This window comes from Heyndrickxia oleronia, assembly GCF_017809215.1.
GTDB classification, from domain to species: domain Bacteria; phylum Bacillota; class Bacilli; order Bacillales; family Bacillaceae_C; genus Heyndrickxia; species Heyndrickxia oleronia.
The window spans coordinates 3,052,640-3,068,986 of sequence record NZ_CP065424.1; the positions used below are offsets into that span (position 1 = coordinate 3,052,640).

The window sequence follows — 16,347 nt, forward strand, 5'->3', positions numbered from 1 at the left end:
GGAGGTGCATGAAAGGATGAACAGACAATGGGGTTCTATATTCATTGGAGCTTTTTTTGAGGTGATATGGGTGATTGGATTGAAACATGCAAATACTTTTCTAACATGGACAGGTACAATCATTGCCATTATCATCAGTTTTTATTTATTAATAATGGCTGGTAAAAAACTGCCAGTTGGCACTGCCTATGCAGTGTTTGTAGGTCTTGGAACTGCAGGTACTGTTATCTCAGAAATATTATTTTTTAATGAATCTTTTAAGTTAGTAAAATTAATCCTAATTATCATATTATTGATTGGTGTCATTGGTCTAAAAATCTTGTCAAATGAAAAAGACGTAAAAGGAGGCGAAGAATAATGGCATGGATTTACTTAATATTGGCAGGAATTGGTGAAATGTTGGGTGTCATGTTCATCAATAAACTTCATAAAGATCGAAATCTGCTATCCTTTCTTTTACTCTTTCTAGGTTTCGGAGGTAGTTTTTTATTTTTGGCTTTAGCTATGGAAAGTTTACCTATGGGTACTGCTTATGCAATTTGGACAGGAATTGGTGCTTCAGGTGGAGCAATTTTAGGGATGATTTTCTATGGTGAACAGAGCGATTGGAAACGAATTTCCTGTATTGCCCTTGTTGTTGCTGCCGCAGTAGGACTTAAATTAATCTCATGATGCAAAAAGTTGATTACAGTTTTACCTAATAGCCGATTCAACGAAGCTTACAAGGTCAGATATCCAACCAAAAAGGCAAATATTTTATTAATACCTTTTATATAATACTTAAAATATAAAATGTTACGAAATATAATGAGGAAGAGAAGAAGGATAGGAGAATATATATTAACCTATCCTTTTTTTGTACTACATTAGTTCACATATACCACCACAAGAAAAAGTAATGGACCTGTTTAATTATGTACAACATTTCACACATTTTGCTTTAAAATAGAAAGAATCAATCTTCTAAATTAAGACCTTACCCAAAATTGAATATGTATGATCATTGTTTTCTGGTCTGAAAGATTCTTTAATAACACCCCATCCCAAATCTTGATACAAATTACGTGCTATTTCGTTGTTTGATTGAGTTGTAAGGACAACCGTTTTATTCTTTACTTCCCTTAATAACTCATTAATAAGTAACTTTCCGTAACCTTGATTTCTATGTAATGGATGAACTGCTAATTCAACAAATTCAAAACAATCTACTAGCCATCTATCATACTCAATTTGACTAAGCTCGTTTGAAATTAAGTCATGATAATATTGTCCAGATGATGACGTATATCCATAAGAGAATCCAATAATATCTCCTTCAACTGAATTAATTACATAGACCCTAAACCACTTGTAATTTGAGTGTTTTATCAAGCGTTCCTTAATTGAATGATTCCATACTTGTTTATAAAGAATATCAATAGTTTCTAATAAATTTTCGTTCTTATCTATTTTTTAAACCTTACCATTTAATCTCTCCCACTGTATACATTTTGTTAATAAATATACCATATATTAGACAGCATATCCTTTTTAGCTAAACTACCTGTTAGTCGAACTAGAAAAATGGGCTGCTAAATAAAAAAGTACACCACTAAAATAAAAGTGATGTACTACAAAGATGTGTAATATGAAAGATAAGGTATTGTTCTTATTTTTAAAACATATAATCACTGATCATTTATTTTTCAGATTAGCTACTTCCTTATTATTTATACCTCTTTTGAAGTTGTTCGATAGCCTGATTTCTTTCACCTCCGTCAGACAGTTCCTCCGAAAACTCATGAGTGTTGTTTTGTTCTGGATTAGAGTGTTTTCTAGATTTCATTTCCACCGTATTTAAATTATTATTGGGCGCTGCTTCTTCATTCCATTTTCCCATGTAATCATCCTTTCAAAACTAATATCATTCCATATTATTAGTGTGTTTCATTTTATCAAGAACATTCTCCACTATTACTTATTTTCATCCTTATTTCTTCGATTTCTTTCCTTTATTCCATCTGTGTATTCTACTAGCTTATAAAGAAGATAAAAGGGCCATATTAATATGAGAATTACACTAAACCACAAGGTCTTTTTCGTTACAAGCATCATTGTGATCGTTCCAAGCAATAAATAAATAATGAGTTCTAGCATAGCTTTTCTCCTCTCATTATTTTCTCTCCAATTTATTCAACTAACTATTGATTAACTTTTTGGATGATCTTATATTCATCATATCCAACCACCACTTGTCTTGTTCATACTCAAAATTTTTTCCATAATATGTATCATTCAAATAACAAGTAATTTAACAATGCCATCATTTCATTAAATTTATTACAAAAAAAGCCTTAACAATCTTTCATAAGATTGCTTAGGCTTTTTAAGTATTATGCGAGGTGGTTTTGTTTTTCTATCTCTTGCAACTTTGTTTCGAGGCGTTGTATATCTTCTTTGTTTTCGGCTATTAATTTTAAAAAGTTGTTTCTCAATCGATTGACAACAATTGCACTTTCTTCCCGTGTCAAGTTTGCACCAGGACGTGTGCCATCGTAATAGCCATTGGAGGTTGCTTCTTTCCAATCTTTTTCTGCCCATGTGCTTACTTTGTTAATATCTCGAACAGTCACTATCGGCACCTCCTTATTTAAATTTTTTGAATCAACACGAATAGAACTAAGTTCTGTGGAATCATATTTGGTCAATTCATTTGATTCAATAATCTCGATAATTTTATTTGCATAATTAGGATCTGTGGCATAGCCGCTATTTTTGACTTCTTGAGCAGCCTTTTTATAATCCGTTTCTCCAATTATTTTCTTATACCGACCACGACTGTCACCAGTATTATATAAGTTCGCTAAATCGACCATAGATTCAAACCATGTAGGATATTTTCTAAATGCTTTATCAACTTTTACAGGCTTACCATTCACATACTCAGTGGTTTCTAGTATGATTGATTGCCCTTTGTATTCACCCTTTATCCCAAAGATATTCTTACCTTTTACTGCTAACGTACTTCGTCCCCAGTTTGATTCAAGAATGGCTTGAGCAATGATCAATGATGCTAAAATACCATAATCATTTTGAATACGTTGAGCATATGGAGTGATTTCATTTATAAAGCTCATAATCCACCTCCTTTTTATTAGTAGATGCATTGAATTGCAATATTGCAAAGGCTTATTCAATGAGCAATTAATTGAATAAATAAAAAAACGGTGGGCTAGTCTTTATCATGAAATTATATGCACTAGCTTTTTATAAGTTGGTTTTTATGCCAATAGTAAACATATTCCACTTTGTATATATCCTTTGCGACAGTTAAACCTAAATTTAAACAGGAAAGGAGAGTAAGTTTAGTATGATTGTTTCCCTGGTTCGGTTTGGATTCCTTTTGTCATGGTTAACGATTTTTTTCATTCCAAAAAAAACAGTTAAAAGATACCTTCCAGCTTCTACAATGTCAGCATTATTAGTCATGACCACAGTTTTTATAGGAACCCATTTTAAATCTTGGAAGGTCAAAGGTGATTCAAAAACTAGAATTTATAACATATTAAGTGTTATTTTAGGTCCTTTTGCTGTAGGTACATTGTGGATTTTTAGATTAACTTTCGGGAAATTTTGGTTATTTATTGTGACCAATTTCATTCAAAATTTAATTTATGCATACCCTATATTAAACTTTTTAGAAAAAATAAAATTCATAAAATACGTTAAATTCACTCGAGTACATCATCTTATTGCATCAATGTCTTTTGCCATAATCATATACTGTTTTCAATCGTTTCTTGAAAAACCTTGTATAACATATTATCAATCACAGAATAAACAAGAGGCTGGGACATAACTAGCTTCAAATAGTGAAAAAGTTGAATTTGAGCGAACTCAAATTCAACTTTTCCTATTTTTGTGTGTTAATTCTTCTATTACCGTAGTTGTTTGGCCGTGAATTTTCTTAAATTCACGGCCATTAATGCGAGTCCCATTTCATTTTCTACCTTCGATTTTCCTCGTACAGAAAATCGAGTGAAACGTAAATTAGCCTTCAAGAATCCAAAAACTGGTTCCACATCGATTTTGCGTTTTCGATAGATGGAGCTCGTTTTCTCTTCTGAAAGCTTCGCTCTCACATATACTTTTTGTTGTTCCCATTGTTCATTCACCATTAGTTTTCGATTGTTGCCTTCTTTCGCTTTTGTACATGATGAACGGAATGGACATCCCGAACAGTCCTCACACTCGTAGATCTTGAACCTTCGTTGGAATCCCGTACGATCAGTACGGACAGAATGATATTGAAATTCAAGACGTTTCTGGTTAGGGCATATATATGTATCTGTTTCTTCACAATACTGCCAGTTGTCGGGATTCAATGGGTTTTGTTTGTACTTTTTCTTTTGCTCCTTCAAATACAGATTATACGTAATCAGTGCTTCTCGTTTTCTGTTCGAAAGGATATCATTATAGTTTTGTTCACTACCATAACCTGCATCTGCGACAATATGTTTCGGTAACACGAAATAATGGTTCTCGATTTCATCAAGAAATGGGATTAACGTACGTGTATCTGTTGGGTTTGAAAATAAACTATAGGCAAGCGTGTATTGCCCTTCTGTTGCGATTTGTACATTGTAACCAGCTTTCAATTGTCCGTTTTGCATATAATCATCTTTCATTCGCATAAATGTCGCGTCCAGATCTGTTTTGGAATAGCTATTACGTGTGCCTAAAATTTCAAAGTCTCGTTGATATTTTTGTTTTCGTAAGACAAAATCAATCAACTGTTTACGCACTTGTTTCGGGTATTTGCGTTCACTTCTTAAAGCTTTTCGTTCTGGAACGTCTGATGATTCCTCAATTTGTTTATCATACTCAGCTACTACATTGTCCACTTTTCCTACCAATTGAGCGAGCTCTTTCAATGATAATTGTTCATCACCTTCCCGTTCAATTTCAGGTATAATTTCGTTCTCAAGTAGCTCGTTATATAGCTGGTTTGACCTTTCAATTAAACTGTGATGATATTTCTCAATCGATTTCTTCCAGACAAACGTAAATTTATTCGCATTTGCTTCAATCTTTGTACCATCAATAAAAATTGCTTCTTGATCGATTAGTTTTTCTTCGATTAATTGGCAACGAAATTGGACGAAACATTGGCGAATTAATTCTTTCACATCTGAATGAACACGGAATCGATTGATTGTACGGTAGCTTGGTTCATACCCTTGTGATAGCCACATCATCCGGATACTGTCTTTTAATAGGGCTTCAATTTTTCGCCCTGAAAAGACAGATTGGGTGTAGGCACATAAAATAATTTTAAGCATCATGCGTGGATGATAAGCAGGATAGCCCTCATTTCGCAGAAATGGTTCGAAAACTTCATGAGGAATACTTTCAACTAGATGATGGATATGAAAGGCAATATCATTTTTTTGTAATTTTACTTCTAAATCTAAAGGCAAAACTAATTGATTCATGGTATAATTTTTAAACATAAGGATCCTTCTTTCTGTATAATTTTGTTGTGGTGACTTAATTTCATCAGAAGTGGTCCTTATTTTTGTTAAAAAAATAATCAAAGCCGGTGAAATTTTACTTGTCGTAAAATTTCACCGGCTTTTTCATCTCAGAGGTGGGTTTTGTCCCAGCCTCTTGTTTATATCCTATTTAACGTTCCATAGTACCTTTTTGAATTCTAATATAAATGAGTAATCTCATTTGATGTTTTTCCTTGAATACATTTCTTTCAATAGCTCAAACTATACAATAAACAATATAAGGGGACCTCTTTTTTATGGAAACGATTAAGCCAATTCAGATAAATACTAATAAAGAACTAAAAAACGAAAAATTAACTTCTGCAGAAATGGGGAAACTTTGGGCGACGTATATGGGAAATAGCATGTCTATACAGATATTATCCTATTACCTAAAAAATGTTGAAGATAAAGATGTCGAAAATTTGTTAAACAATGCATTAAACTTATCTAAAGAGTTTCTAGCAAAAATCACAGAAATTTTTCAAAAAGAAGGCTTTCCACTCCCTGTTGGATTTTCAAGTGATGATGTAAATTTAGGTGCTCCAAGATTATTTGAAGATCCATTCTATGTGCATTATTTAAAGTATGTTGCTAAAGCAGGGTTAAGTATTTACATGATTGCAATCCCATTAATGTATAGAGAAGATGTGAAATCATTTTTTCAAGATAGTATGGACAAAACCATGCAATTGATGGAACAAATAAATTCCATCTTAATGAATAAAGGTCTAATTAAAAAGCCTCCAACTATTCCAACACCTGATAAAGCAACATTTGCTTCTGAGCACTTCTTAAACGGATATATCGGTGATGTCCGCTCTTTACATGCGCTAGAAATAACCCATCTTTATGATAATATCGAAAATAATGTAACAAGTAAGGCTCTAATTACAGCATTTTCGCAAGTTGCCAGGAATAAAAATATTCGAGATTTATTTATTAAAGGGAAAAGAATGACGGAAAAAAATGTGGAACATTATATACAGAAGCTACATGATGAAAATTTACCCTCTCCATCATTACTTGATGATCTAATTACCAAGTCAGAATTCCCCCCATTTTCCGATAAACTCATGTTATTCCACAAGGTGGATATGTTTTCAATGAAGATTAGGACTATGGGAAACTCCTTGGCCGTAAATGGGAGAAGTGATATTGCACTAATGTATGTTAAATCATTAACAAATATTGGTCGGTTCGTAAGTGAGGGATCTAAGATTATGATGAAGAATCATTGGATGGAACAACCTCCTTTTGCTTTAGATCGAGAAAATATAAAATGATGAATGAAGAAATTTCAAATTATGTATTCCCCTTTTTTTATAGAACTAACTTGAAACCTTTTCTAATCTCTAATCGTATATATCAGTTACGTATACGAAGGAGTACAAAGATGAAATTATTACGATATTTTTTTTGGGTGACTGATATAGGTTTTATATTATATTGGACCATAACTTTTTTACATATTATTCCTGATGAATATCTTTTTAAGGATTACAAAAATCCTATACTTTCAGCTTGGAACTGGTCATTTTTTCCTTTAGATATCCTAATTTCAATTACTGGATTCACAAGTCTATACTTATATAAAAAAGGAAAGTCAGCATGGAGTAAAATGGCTATTGTATCGTTAGTTTTAACATCATGTTCTGGTCTACAAGCAATATCCTTTTGGGTACTAAGAAGTGACTTTGATCCATCTTGGTGGATTCCTAATTTATTTTTACTTGTCTATCCCATATTTTTTCTTCCAGGACTATTTAAAGAGAATCAGATATGAAAGTCTGGTTCTCTTTCTATTAAAGCTTTGTTTTTCCTTTTAAAAAACAAGGCTTAGCTTAAATGAAGAAATCCTCGTAAGTATGAAAGTAATTTTTAATTTGACATTCCTTAATGAGGTGGTGCTTATGAGAAAGCTAATATGGAATTTATTTATTACATTTCATCTGCTAGTAAAAACTAAGCAATTTCATTTTGAAAACAAATGCCAATGTCACTTTTCTTTGGTCATCCTGCCCCAACTTCAAAGACTGTATTAAATGAATCTATGGAATATAATAATTTTTATTTGGTTTTCAGACAAAGTAGAAATACTTTTCCATTTACCCTTTATTCGCGTTTTAGAGCACTGCCTTAATTTAGAACAATGAATACAGCTTATTATTGGTAAAAAACAAGGATAAATCCTATTAAATAAAGAGTTTATCCTTGTCTAAAATTACATGGCGCGTTTCATATGCAGTTTCATGAGCATTCATTCTCATTGACTCTCCATAATAGCCAGCCATTTTTAAAGTTTGCACTAACCATTGTCAACAAATCCGTTTTGAATTACATCTATTTTTTTCCGAAAATAGTTGTATTTTCAATACGGATTGAATCAACTTCCCCACACTTTAAACAAAAGGTGTAAATTTTATTTCCACCACTCATAGACATTTTGTTCGGTTTAATGGGCATATAATCTGTGCCTTCCGCGAATTCCGTACCACCACATTTAAGACATTTTTTATTCTCCATACCACAATACCTCGTTCTCTAAAATCTTTTTTATTTGCATTGCTTGCTTATCCTCTTCTTTTATACGATTTAACTTCCGAAAAGTTTCAAATGATAGTGCCTTTGCTTGCTTATTCTAGCCGTGCATATGCACGTGTTAATAAAGGACGAGGGGGCTAATTAATGGCCAAAGTACTGGGAGGCAGGACATGACACCAAAGAGCACCAGCAGGAACATTAGCAAGCCAATTCTGAGTACTCCTGTGACGTCCATTTAGCAAATAAAAACATCTATGCCACGTCCCATATCTATTACTACCATCACAGTCTTTCGGTAAAAACGATCAACCAAAACCCCAGCTATTAATCACAAGAGTACATATTGAATCCATCTAAATGCTGAAACCCATCCAATATCAAACTACTTTTTTGAATGAGAGGAGAGACCCCGTCAAATAAGGTTTGCAGAAACAGGCTTTCTTCCCAATTCTCTCGCCCAAATGGATAGTTGTCCTATATGGTGAATTTCATGAGCAATCGTATGTCTCATAATTTCACCCCAAGTATCCGTTACAGTTCTTCCATCTGGCATGGTATCGTAAAATAAATGGTTTTTCCATACTAGCATCCCAATTGTTCACAAAGTTCTCCACTTCTACATGAAATTCTGCGTCCAAATTTCGAACCTTGCTCAAGCTATTAAAGTTATCGAAACTTTCCTGAAAATCAGTTTTACCTTGTAATAGACGTATCCAGCTCCACTCGACATCAACAATATGGAAAAGTGTATGAAATATACTTCCCATACCACCTGTACGTTTTTGCAAAAGCTCTTCTTCACTTAACTCTTCACACCAACGATACCAGTCTTCTCTTACCATCCAGTTATATCGAAAAAATGTCTGCAACAATCCCCCTCCGAAAAAAGAAATTAAACTAGCGTTAAAATTAACTTTAAGAATAATAAAACATCTTATTTAGTATGACTTTTTCGACAAACATAGGATAATTTCCTTCTTCAACAAATCTCCTTCACCAAAGAAAAAATATCTCTTTTTTTCGCTGTTTTTGCTTAATATTTTACCGTACTTGATCAAACCAACTAAGATAGGCTCATCTTATCCAAAGGTTTTGATATATTAGGGCAATTTATCTGAAGATTATTAAGAATACTATGTTAATATGATTGTATAAATTTTAAGAATATTTTTAGTAATGAAGGTACCTTTTATAAAAAAAGGAAAGGAGAGTAAGATTGTGAAAAGGACTGTTTCGATCGTACTAGGTTTTATTATTCTCATCATCATTTTGATATATTTACCAAGTATAATTGCCCAAATGAAGAAGTATTCGTTCGACCATAATAAACAGTTGACAATTGAGACAAAAGTTATAAGTTATAAAGAGTTTCGTGAGATGTATTATCAACAAATGAAATTAGCCCAGAAATTAGAAGGCACAATAAAATATTCATTAATAGCAAAAGAAGTAAGAAAAGGCTATGATGCTGTTACTTATGATGTATTTTTTTTAGAGGATAGACCTCAAATAAAGGTAAAAATTGAATTACCAATAACAAAATACATGGATAACAATATGACTATTAACTTTATATCGGGGGCAGGAAATATTTTGGAAATATATGAGGATGGAAAATGGAAAGCTTTTAGTAAAAAAAATTACACCAGTGATGATTAATAACAATGAAAACAAGTAGTGCAAAGGAATTAATTGTTTTTTAAAATAAATCGCTATTTTCTTATTAATTATCATGCTAACGAAGTGAATTAAGATTTTATCTATATTATAAGTTTGTATTGAACGTTTTTATTCTTGTAAATCCCCCACACCTTAATTTTGAATGGATATTTAATATAATCTTCTTTAACGAAAACCTTAATCTGAACTGTTAGTTAAAAATACAACAAATTTATCATTTATTTTCCAATCCTTTTATACAGTAGACGCTTATCCACTATTTCCCTCTATACAACTATTTTCCAGTTTTATAAAATTATTAGGTACATCAAGACCAATCTGGAGGATATTAAATATGGGTTTATTCGGAAGTTCTTTAAAGAAAACAGATACTGAGTTTTCCTGGAACAAAAACAAAATTCTTATTGAAAATGGATACTTAAGAAGCGAAGGACTTATTAACACATCAAGAATCCCACTGAAACACATAGATACTGTAACTTATTCTTTTGAGGGATTAAAAATTGGACCGGAATTAAAAATCATTGGACAGGGCACTGTATTAGGTACATTAAAAGTGGGTGCTGATCTAATAAATGAAATTCAAGATTGGATACTTGCTAAACTATAAAAATCTATTTTGCTCCCAATGTGGAGCATTACCTGTTTTTTTAAAAAAATTATTGCTATGTTTAAATTTTTGGAGCATACATATATGACTTGGTTATTATTATCTTTATTTGGTTTTATATTGATTGTTTTAGCAATTTTTTATTTTGTTTATGAAGCTAAATCCTATAGAAATAAAGCTGTAGGAACTATGTTTTTAGTATTTGATCTTATATTTTCATTTGGAAGTGGGATCATTTTATTTGGATTACTTCTCATAATTATTGGATTGGTTAAAGCTACTGGTTCTTGATAATAAATAGAACAAAATGTTTAGTATGTTTCACTTTATTTTTTGCGCTACGACACACCTTAATAAGGGGCACTTTTCCATCTCCACGAAGTATACCCATTAAGTTATCTTTAAAACAGAAGAAAATTTTTACAAATCATTTAATGAAGGAAAACTAACGTTGAACAATAAATGTGGTCATTTTGTGGTCAAATCATATAAAATAGCAAGGTCAAACCTATATATATCAATGGTTTGACCTTGCTAGAAATTACATGACTCGTTTAAACATTTTTTCCATTTCATAAACGGAATAATGAATAATGATTGGTCGACCATGAGGACAGGTAAACGGATCAGACGAAACTCTTAAAGAATCGAGTAAAGCCTGAATTTCATCATTTCGCAAATGATGGTTGGCTTTAATCGAGCCTTTACAGCTCATCATAATCGCTGCTTCTTCCCGAAGCTTTTTAATATCAACCTTTTTCATTGACAAAAGCTGTTCAATCATATCCTCAATAATCTCCTGCTCATCTCCTTTTGGAAACCAAACAGGATGGGAACGAATAATGAAACTATTATGTCCAAACGGTTCTAAGAAAACTCCAACTTTCTCAAGTTCATGAAGGTTCTCTTGAATTTTTATCGTTTCATCTGTTGAATATTCGAATGTAAGAGGAACAAGCAAATCCTGAAGTTCCTTTTCCACTCGACCTACCTTTTCTCGGAAATATTCGTACTTAATTCTCTCCTGTGCTGCATGCTGATCAATTATATATAATCCCTTATCATTTTGAGCAAATATATACGTTCCATGCATTTGTCCTATAGGGTATAGGGGTGGTACCCTTGGAGAGTCTGGTGAAATATCCTGTTCGGCTGGAAATTCATAATGCTCATCATAATCCTCAATTTTTTCTTCGATCACTTCCGGTAATAGTGGTTCTTCGGGAAGAATGGACTCCTCATTGTTAAATTCCGGTTTATTTGATTCAACGATTTGTTTCACTTCATCAACTGGTAATTCATTCGTTTGATAGGTTGGAGGTCGTTCTGATTTAACCGTTTCAGGCCGATTCACTATTCTCTCTGGTAAATGATCCAACTGCATGATCGTTTGTTCAGCTTGTATCTTTTGTTTTTTTACAGGAGCAAATCCACTAGGAATTAGCTCCTTTTTCTTAAAGGCTGCTTTTATCGTTTCAGATACTAGTTGATTTAATTCCTGTTCTTTGCTAAGTCTGACTTCAAGCTTAGCTGGATGAACGTTCACGTCTACTAATATCGGATCCATCTGAATTGAGAGTAGCACTATGGGAAAGCGTCCAATTGGCAGTAATGTATGATATCCTTCTTGAATAGCCTTTACAAGTGAATAATTTTTGATAAAGCGCCCATTAATCATTGTAGATATATAGTTTCTTGACGCTCTTGTAATTTCAGGCATAGAAATATAACCTTCTAATTGAAAATCTAATGAACTAGCTTTGATGGGGATCATATTCCTTGCAATATTTACCCCATATATTGCCGCAAGTACTTGACGTACATCTCCGTTCCCGTTCGTTTGTAGCAACATTCGTTCATTATGACGAAGCCTAATAGAGACCTCCGGATGTGCTAATGCCAAACGGTTGACAACATCTGTAATATTACCTAGCTCAGTATGAATGGTTTTCATATATTTTAAGCGAGCAGGAGTATTATAGAATAAATCCGAAATGGTAATATCTGTTCCACGGCGACTTGGTGCTTTTTCTCGTGTTGTTACTCTTCCACCGTCAATGACAATCTTTGAACCTGGATGATTGTCTGTAGCGGTCACCATTTCCAAATGAGAAACTGAAGCAATACTTGGAAGTGCTTCTCCTCTAAATCCTAGTGTCTTGATTCGAAATAGATCATTTTCATCTTTTATTTTACTTGTTGCATGACGCTCAAAAGCGAGAGGAACGTCTTCCTCATCAATCCCTGATCCATTATCGATTATTCGAATTTTGCTTAATCCTGCCTCTTCTATTTCTATTTCAATGACTGAGCTCTTTGCATCAATTGCATTTTCAACAAGCTCCTTAACAACAGATGCCGGTCTTTCTACCACTTCTCCTGCAGCGATTTTATTGGATAGGACATCATCTAATTGAATGATTTTCCCCAAAGGGAGCACCTCCTAACCCTTTAATTTTTTTTGCAACTCATAAAGAGTATTCATTGCTTGTAATGGATTCATTTCTAATAGATTTATATTTTTTAACTCGTCAACAATTTTTTTCTCTTTTGAGGATACATCTTGTTTTGGCTTAGACTCTGGCACCTCGAAAAAGGACAATTGCTCCGAAGACTGATTTTTTTGCTTAATCGGGGTGGATGTTTCCTGAGAATCTTGATTCTCTAATTGACTTAAAATTTCATTTGCACGCTTAATTAATTCAGCTGGTAATTCCGCTAATTGAGCGACATGAATACCATAACTTTTATCAGCTGGCCCTTCTTTTATCTTGTGTAAAAAGACTACATTCCCATTTTGTTCTATCGCACTTACATGAACATTCTTCAACTGTTTTAGAGATTCATCCAAAATCGTTAATTCATGGTAATGTGTCGAAAATAATGTTTTTGCACCAATACGCGAATGAATATATTCAATGATTGCCTGTGCAAGTGCCATCCCATCATAGGTAGATGTTCCACGACCAATTTCATCGAATAAAATAAGACTGTCCTTTGTTGCATTAGTAATCGCATTTTTAGCCTCTAACATTTCAACCATAAATGTACTTTGTCCCGAGATCAAATCATCTGCTGCCCCAATTCGCGTGAAGACTTGATCAAATATTGGTAAGATGGCTTCACTTGCTGGTACATAGCATCCGATTTGTGCAAGAATGGAAGTCAAAGCAATTTGTCTCATATATGTACTTTTACCTGACATATTTGGACCGGTTATTAATAATAATTCACGATCTGAATCCATTAAACAATCATTTGGAACATATTCCTGTGCATTCATGACTTTTTCAACAACTGGATGACGTCCTTCTTTGATGACAATCTTTCTTTCATGGTTAAATTTAGGCTTTACATAGTGTCGCGCTTCACTAATTGTAGCAAAACATTGAAGACAATCAATTTCACTTACTGCTTTGGCTAGATTTTGTAGTCGTGGAATAAACTCTTTGACAAACTCCCGAACTTGCACAAATAAATCATATTCAAGTTCTACACTTTTTTCCTCTGCTTGTAAAATTAACGTTTCTTTTTCCTTCAATTCCGGAGTAATAAATCGTTCTGCATTGGCTAATGTTTGTTTTCTTTCATATCGTCCATCTTCTAATAGGTGTAAATTAGACTTTGTTACCTCTATATAGTATCCAAATACACGATTATAGCCAATTTTCAAGGATTTAATTCCTGTCTTCACTCTTTCCTCTTGTTCCAGTGCAGCTAACCAATTTTTACCATTTCTGCTTGCATCACGATATTGATCGAGCTCTTGATGATACCCATCCTGTATGATTCCACCTTCTTTAATGGATAGTGGAGGATTATCAATAATCGCCCTTTCTAAAAGATCCGTTAATTCTTCACAAGGATCCAAACTCTCAACAATCTTGCCATTTTCAATATTCATTTGAGCGAGAATTTGACGAATGATAGGAATCTGTTGCAAGGAATATTTCAATTGAATTAAATCACGTGCATTCACATTTCCAAAAGCCACCCGACCTGCTAATCTTTCTAAGTCGTACACTTCTTTTAATTTCTCTCTTAAATCCTGGCGCTCAAAAAAGCGTTCAATCAATGTTTCGACCAATTGCTGTCTTCGTTCAATTTCCTTTTGATCAATTAATGGTCGATCTAACCATTGCTTTAACAATCTACCGCCCATCGCTGTCATCGTTTCATCTAATAACCAAAGCAATGAACCTTTTTTCCCCTTAGACCGAATCGTTTCTGTTATTTCTAAGTTACGTTTTGAGAAATAATCGATTTTCATAAATTGATTAATCTCAACTTCAGATACAGGCTGAAGATGATCTAAGCTTCTTTTCTGAGTACGGAATAAATAATTAAGTAAACGAATAATCGATATTCTCATTTCTTGATTTGAAATGTCTGAAAGTAGATTTTGATAATCCATTTTTTCAGTTAGATCATCCTCGATAGAAATCGTTGCATGGATCCGTTCAATTAATTGCTTTTGATAGTTGTCTTTGAACTGTGAATGTACAACAATCTCTTTTGCCCCAATTGTCGCCATTTCATTAAGTACTAGATCAAAGCTACTTGTTATAAGGGATACATGATTTTCACCCGTGGATAGATCGGTATAGGCAATACCGAATGAACCTTCAAAATCAGAAATAGAAGCAATATAGTTGTTCTCCTTTTCGACTAAACCTTTTCCATCCATTTTCGTTCCAGGTGTTATCAATTGAACTACTTCTCGTTTTACCATCCCTTTTGTTTTCTTGGGATCTTCCACCTGCTCACAAATTGCTACTTTAAAGCCTTTTTCTATTAAAATATCAATATAATTGCTAGCTGCGTGATATGGCACCCCACACATAGGAATACGTTCACTACTGCCACCATCACGACTTGTTAGTGTAATTTCTAGCTCCTGGGATGCCTTAACCGCATCATCGAAAAACATTTCATAGAAATCACCTAATCGAAAAAATAAAAAGGCATCCTGATAATCTGCCTTTACTTGTAAATATTGTTGAATCATCGGCGTATATTGACTCATTATCGACAAAACCCTTTCCGTGCATCTATCTATTTGATTCTCATATTATAACATAATCTTGCAAATTTCAGCATGGAAGTATGTTGGAAAATCATCCTTAGATATATAAGAATGATGCAAATGTCATGTACCTTAGCCGTCTGACAAACATATTACTCTAATTTTTGTATGTAATGAAAATAAAATGATCAAAGGAACTGACTAAAATAGTTTCTGGAACAAAGAAAAAACTAGGAGAATTTCTCCTAGCCTACTTTTCAAATCCCATATAAGGTATATAAACCTACTCCTCTTCAGCTCCAACTAAAAAGTCCGGATTTAATTCTTCAAATTCTTCATCTAATTCGTCTTCCCATTCATCTTCACAATCACAGCCATCAGGATGAATAGCAACACAAACCTTTGTTTCTCCAATAACCTCAACAAGGAATTCTCTTTCAACATTGACTATCACTTTATTTCCATTTGGGGAAATTACTGCTTCGATACAATTAGGTTGCTGTAAGGCTCTTGCTACAACTTCCCTATCATCAAGAAAATCAGGGTCACGATAATTTAGCTTCACAATATCGCGATAATCCACTTTTTCTGTGACAACAGATGTTTTTGTATTATCACTGTGGGAATACCAGACATTTATATCGTATGAACCGAACACTTCAACCTTTTTATCTGTCTTCTTCGCTTCATACTTATGATTTATAATCCAGCAACCTAATATGCTCGATGGATGATGCGGTGGGCATATCGTATGATTGGACTGTGTAAATTTACGTCCTTTCGCTACGACTGCTTTTGTTATTATTTCTCTGTATTCTGCCATTCGAGCGAAACCTCCTCATTTATTTTCATTTCATCCTATGCATGGCATTCATCTATGGTGCGAATATTTTCAGTTGTTCTGGTGAATCATAGTTGCATAGTTTTCGATATACAACTAGGTGAGAAGATGT

General features: G+C 33.4%; 16 protein-coding genes and 1 pseudogene. 7 read left to right on the forward strand and 10 right to left on the reverse strand.

The features are described 5' to 3' along the window. Positions 1 to 16: 16 nt before the first annotated feature. Both I5818_RS15300 and I5818_RS15305 read left to right on the forward strand, forming a co-directional pair. Complete coding sequence (locus I5818_RS15300) at positions 17 to 358, forward strand: DMT family transporter (RefSeq protein ID WP_058006552.1); 342 nt, start codon at positions 17 to 19, stop codon at positions 356 to 358. Continuing rightward, positions 358 to 672, forward strand: coding sequence for a DMT family transporter (locus I5818_RS15305; RefSeq protein ID WP_058006553.1), 315 nt, complete (start codon positions 358 to 360; stop codon positions 670 to 672). Before I5818_RS15300 ends, I5818_RS15305 begins: the two co-directional genes overlap by 1 nt. 291 nt (positions 673 to 963) lie before the next feature. Here I5818_RS15305 and I5818_RS15310 read toward each other — a convergent pair whose 3' ends face one another. The 5 genes from I5818_RS15310 to I5818_RS15330 all read right to left on the reverse strand — a co-directional run bounded on the left by I5818_RS15310 (position 964) and on the right by I5818_RS15330 (position 5,492). Next, positions 964 to 1,371 carry a GNAT family N-acetyltransferase gene (locus I5818_RS15310; protein WP_169846950.1) on the reverse strand — a complete coding sequence of 136 codons (408 nt, stop codon included), beginning with the start codon at positions 1,369 to 1,371 and terminating at the stop codon, positions 964 to 966. A gap of 334 nt (positions 1,372 to 1,705) precedes the next feature. Further along, entirely contained in the window at positions 1,706 to 1,879 is a 174-nt protein-coding gene (locus I5818_RS15315; protein ID WP_169846949.1) for a hypothetical protein, read from the reverse strand. Between the two features lie 74 nt (positions 1,880 to 1,953). Then, positions 1,954 to 2,136 (reverse strand): hypothetical protein, encoded by a 183-nt coding sequence (locus tag I5818_RS15320; protein ID WP_078110864.1) that lies wholly within the window; start codon positions 2,134 to 2,136, stop codon positions 1,954 to 1,956. A 236-nt stretch (positions 2,137 to 2,372) separates the two neighbouring features. Further along, positions 2,373 to 3,116, reverse strand: a complete 744-nt coding sequence (locus I5818_RS15325) for a glycoside hydrolase family 73 protein (RefSeq protein ID WP_169846948.1) — start codon at positions 3,114 to 3,116, stop codon at positions 2,373 to 2,375. Between the two features lie 801 nt (positions 3,117 to 3,917). Beyond that, the gene (locus I5818_RS15330) at positions 3,918 to 5,492 is read right to left on the reverse strand and encodes an IS1182 family transposase (RefSeq protein WP_209391782.1); all 1,575 of its coding nucleotides are present in this window, start codon (positions 5,490 to 5,492) and stop codon (positions 3,918 to 3,920) included. A gap of 299 nt (positions 5,493 to 5,791) precedes the next feature. Between I5818_RS15330 and I5818_RS15335 the strand changes: the two genes are divergently transcribed. Together I5818_RS15335 and I5818_RS15340 are read left to right on the forward strand one after the other, a co-directional pair. Continuing rightward, positions 5,792 to 6,820 (forward strand): DUF3231 family protein, encoded by a 1,029-nt coding sequence (locus I5818_RS15335; protein ID WP_078111444.1) that lies wholly within the window; start codon positions 5,792 to 5,794, stop codon positions 6,818 to 6,820. A gap of 110 nt (positions 6,821 to 6,930) precedes the next feature. Continuing rightward, positions 6,931 to 7,320, forward strand: a complete 390-nt coding sequence (locus I5818_RS15340) for a YvaD family protein (protein ID WP_209391783.1) — start codon at positions 6,931 to 6,933, stop codon at positions 7,318 to 7,320. Positions 7,321 to 7,877: 557 nt separating this feature from the next. Here I5818_RS15340 and I5818_RS15345 read toward each other — a convergent pair. Together I5818_RS15345 and I5818_RS15350 are read right to left on the reverse strand one after the other, a co-directional pair. Then, positions 7,878 to 8,060 (reverse strand): hypothetical protein, encoded by a 183-nt coding sequence (locus tag I5818_RS15345; RefSeq protein WP_078111442.1) that lies wholly within the window; start codon positions 8,058 to 8,060, stop codon positions 7,878 to 7,880. Positions 8,061 to 8,490: 430 nt separating this feature from the next. Further along, a pseudogene (locus I5818_RS15350) lies at positions 8,491 to 8,947 on the reverse strand (DinB family protein). Between the two features lie 349 nt (positions 8,948 to 9,296). Between I5818_RS15350 and I5818_RS15355 the strand changes: the two are divergent. From I5818_RS15355 to I5818_RS15365, 3 genes are all read left to right on the forward strand, one after another. Continuing rightward, positions 9,297 to 9,737, forward strand: a complete 441-nt coding sequence (locus tag I5818_RS15355; protein ID WP_209391784.1) for a hypothetical protein — start codon at positions 9,297 to 9,299, stop codon at positions 9,735 to 9,737. Positions 9,738 to 10,092: 355 nt separating this feature from the next. After that, complete coding sequence (locus tag I5818_RS15360) at positions 10,093 to 10,368, forward strand: hypothetical protein (RefSeq protein ID WP_209391785.1); 276 nt, start codon at positions 10,093 to 10,095, stop codon at positions 10,366 to 10,368. Positions 10,369 to 10,452: 84 nt separating this feature from the next. Next, entirely contained in the window at positions 10,453 to 10,659 is a 207-nt protein-coding gene (locus I5818_RS15365) for a hypothetical protein (protein ID WP_209391786.1), read from the forward strand. Between the two features lie 250 nt (positions 10,660 to 10,909). Here the strand turns inward: I5818_RS15365 and mutL are convergent, their stop codons facing one another. The 3 genes from mutL to I5818_RS15380 form a co-directional block, all read right to left on the reverse strand. Next, positions 10,910 to 12,799 (reverse strand): DNA mismatch repair endonuclease MutL, encoded by a 1,890-nt coding sequence (gene mutL / locus I5818_RS15370; RefSeq protein ID WP_078111021.1) that lies wholly within the window; start codon positions 12,797 to 12,799, stop codon positions 10,910 to 10,912. Between the two features lie 12 nt (positions 12,800 to 12,811). After that, a complete protein-coding gene (gene mutS / locus I5818_RS15375) occupies positions 12,812 to 15,394 on the reverse strand; it encodes a DNA mismatch repair protein MutS (RefSeq protein WP_180212883.1) in 2,583 nt (860 codons plus the stop codon). 283 nt (positions 15,395 to 15,677) lie between these two features. After that, positions 15,678 to 16,217, reverse strand: a complete 540-nt coding sequence (locus tag I5818_RS15380; protein ID WP_058002728.1) for an outer spore coat protein CotE — start codon at positions 16,215 to 16,217, stop codon at positions 15,678 to 15,680. Between the last annotated feature and the right edge of the window lie 130 nt (positions 16,218 to 16,347).

Coding starts and splice junctions, on each gene's coding strand:
- I5818_RS15300 (WP_058006552.1), top strand. CDS start 17: ATGAACAGACAATGGGGTTCTATATTCATTGGAGCTTTTTTTGAGGTG.
- I5818_RS15305 (WP_058006553.1), top strand. CDS start 358: ATGGCATGGATTTACTTAATATTGGCAGGAATTGGTGAAATGTTGGGT.
- I5818_RS15315 (WP_169846949.1), bottom strand. CDS start 1,879: ATGGGAAAATGGAATGAAGAAGCAGCGCCCAATAATAATTTAAATACG.
- I5818_RS15320 (WP_078110864.1), bottom strand. CDS start 2,136: ATGCTAGAACTCATTATTTATTTATTGCTTGGAACGATCACAATGATG.
- I5818_RS15325 (WP_169846948.1), bottom strand. CDS start 3,116: ATGAGCTTTATAAATGAAATCACTCCATATGCTCAACGTATTCAAAAT.
- I5818_RS15330 (WP_209391782.1), bottom strand. CDS start 5,492: ATGTTTAAAAATTATACCATGAATCAATTAGTTTTGCCTTTAGATTTA.
- I5818_RS15335 (WP_078111444.1), top strand. CDS start 5,792: ATGGAAACGATTAAGCCAATTCAGATAAATACTAATAAAGAACTAAAA.
- I5818_RS15340 (WP_209391783.1), top strand. CDS start 6,931: ATGAAATTATTACGATATTTTTTTTGGGTGACTGATATAGGTTTTATA.
- I5818_RS15345 (WP_078111442.1), bottom strand. CDS start 8,060: ATGGAGAATAAAAAATGTCTTAAATGTGGTGGTACGGAATTCGCGGAA.
- I5818_RS15360 (WP_209391785.1), top strand. CDS start 10,093: ATGGGTTTATTCGGAAGTTCTTTAAAGAAAACAGATACTGAGTTTTCC.
- I5818_RS15365 (WP_209391786.1), top strand. CDS start 10,453: ATGACTTGGTTATTATTATCTTTATTTGGTTTTATATTGATTGTTTTA.
- mutS (WP_180212883.1), bottom strand. CDS start 15,394: ATGAGTCAATATACGCCGATGATTCAACAATATTTACAAGTAAAGGCA.
- I5818_RS15380 (WP_058002728.1), bottom strand. CDS start 16,217: ATGGCAGAATACAGAGAAATAATAACAAAAGCAGTCGTAGCGAAAGGA.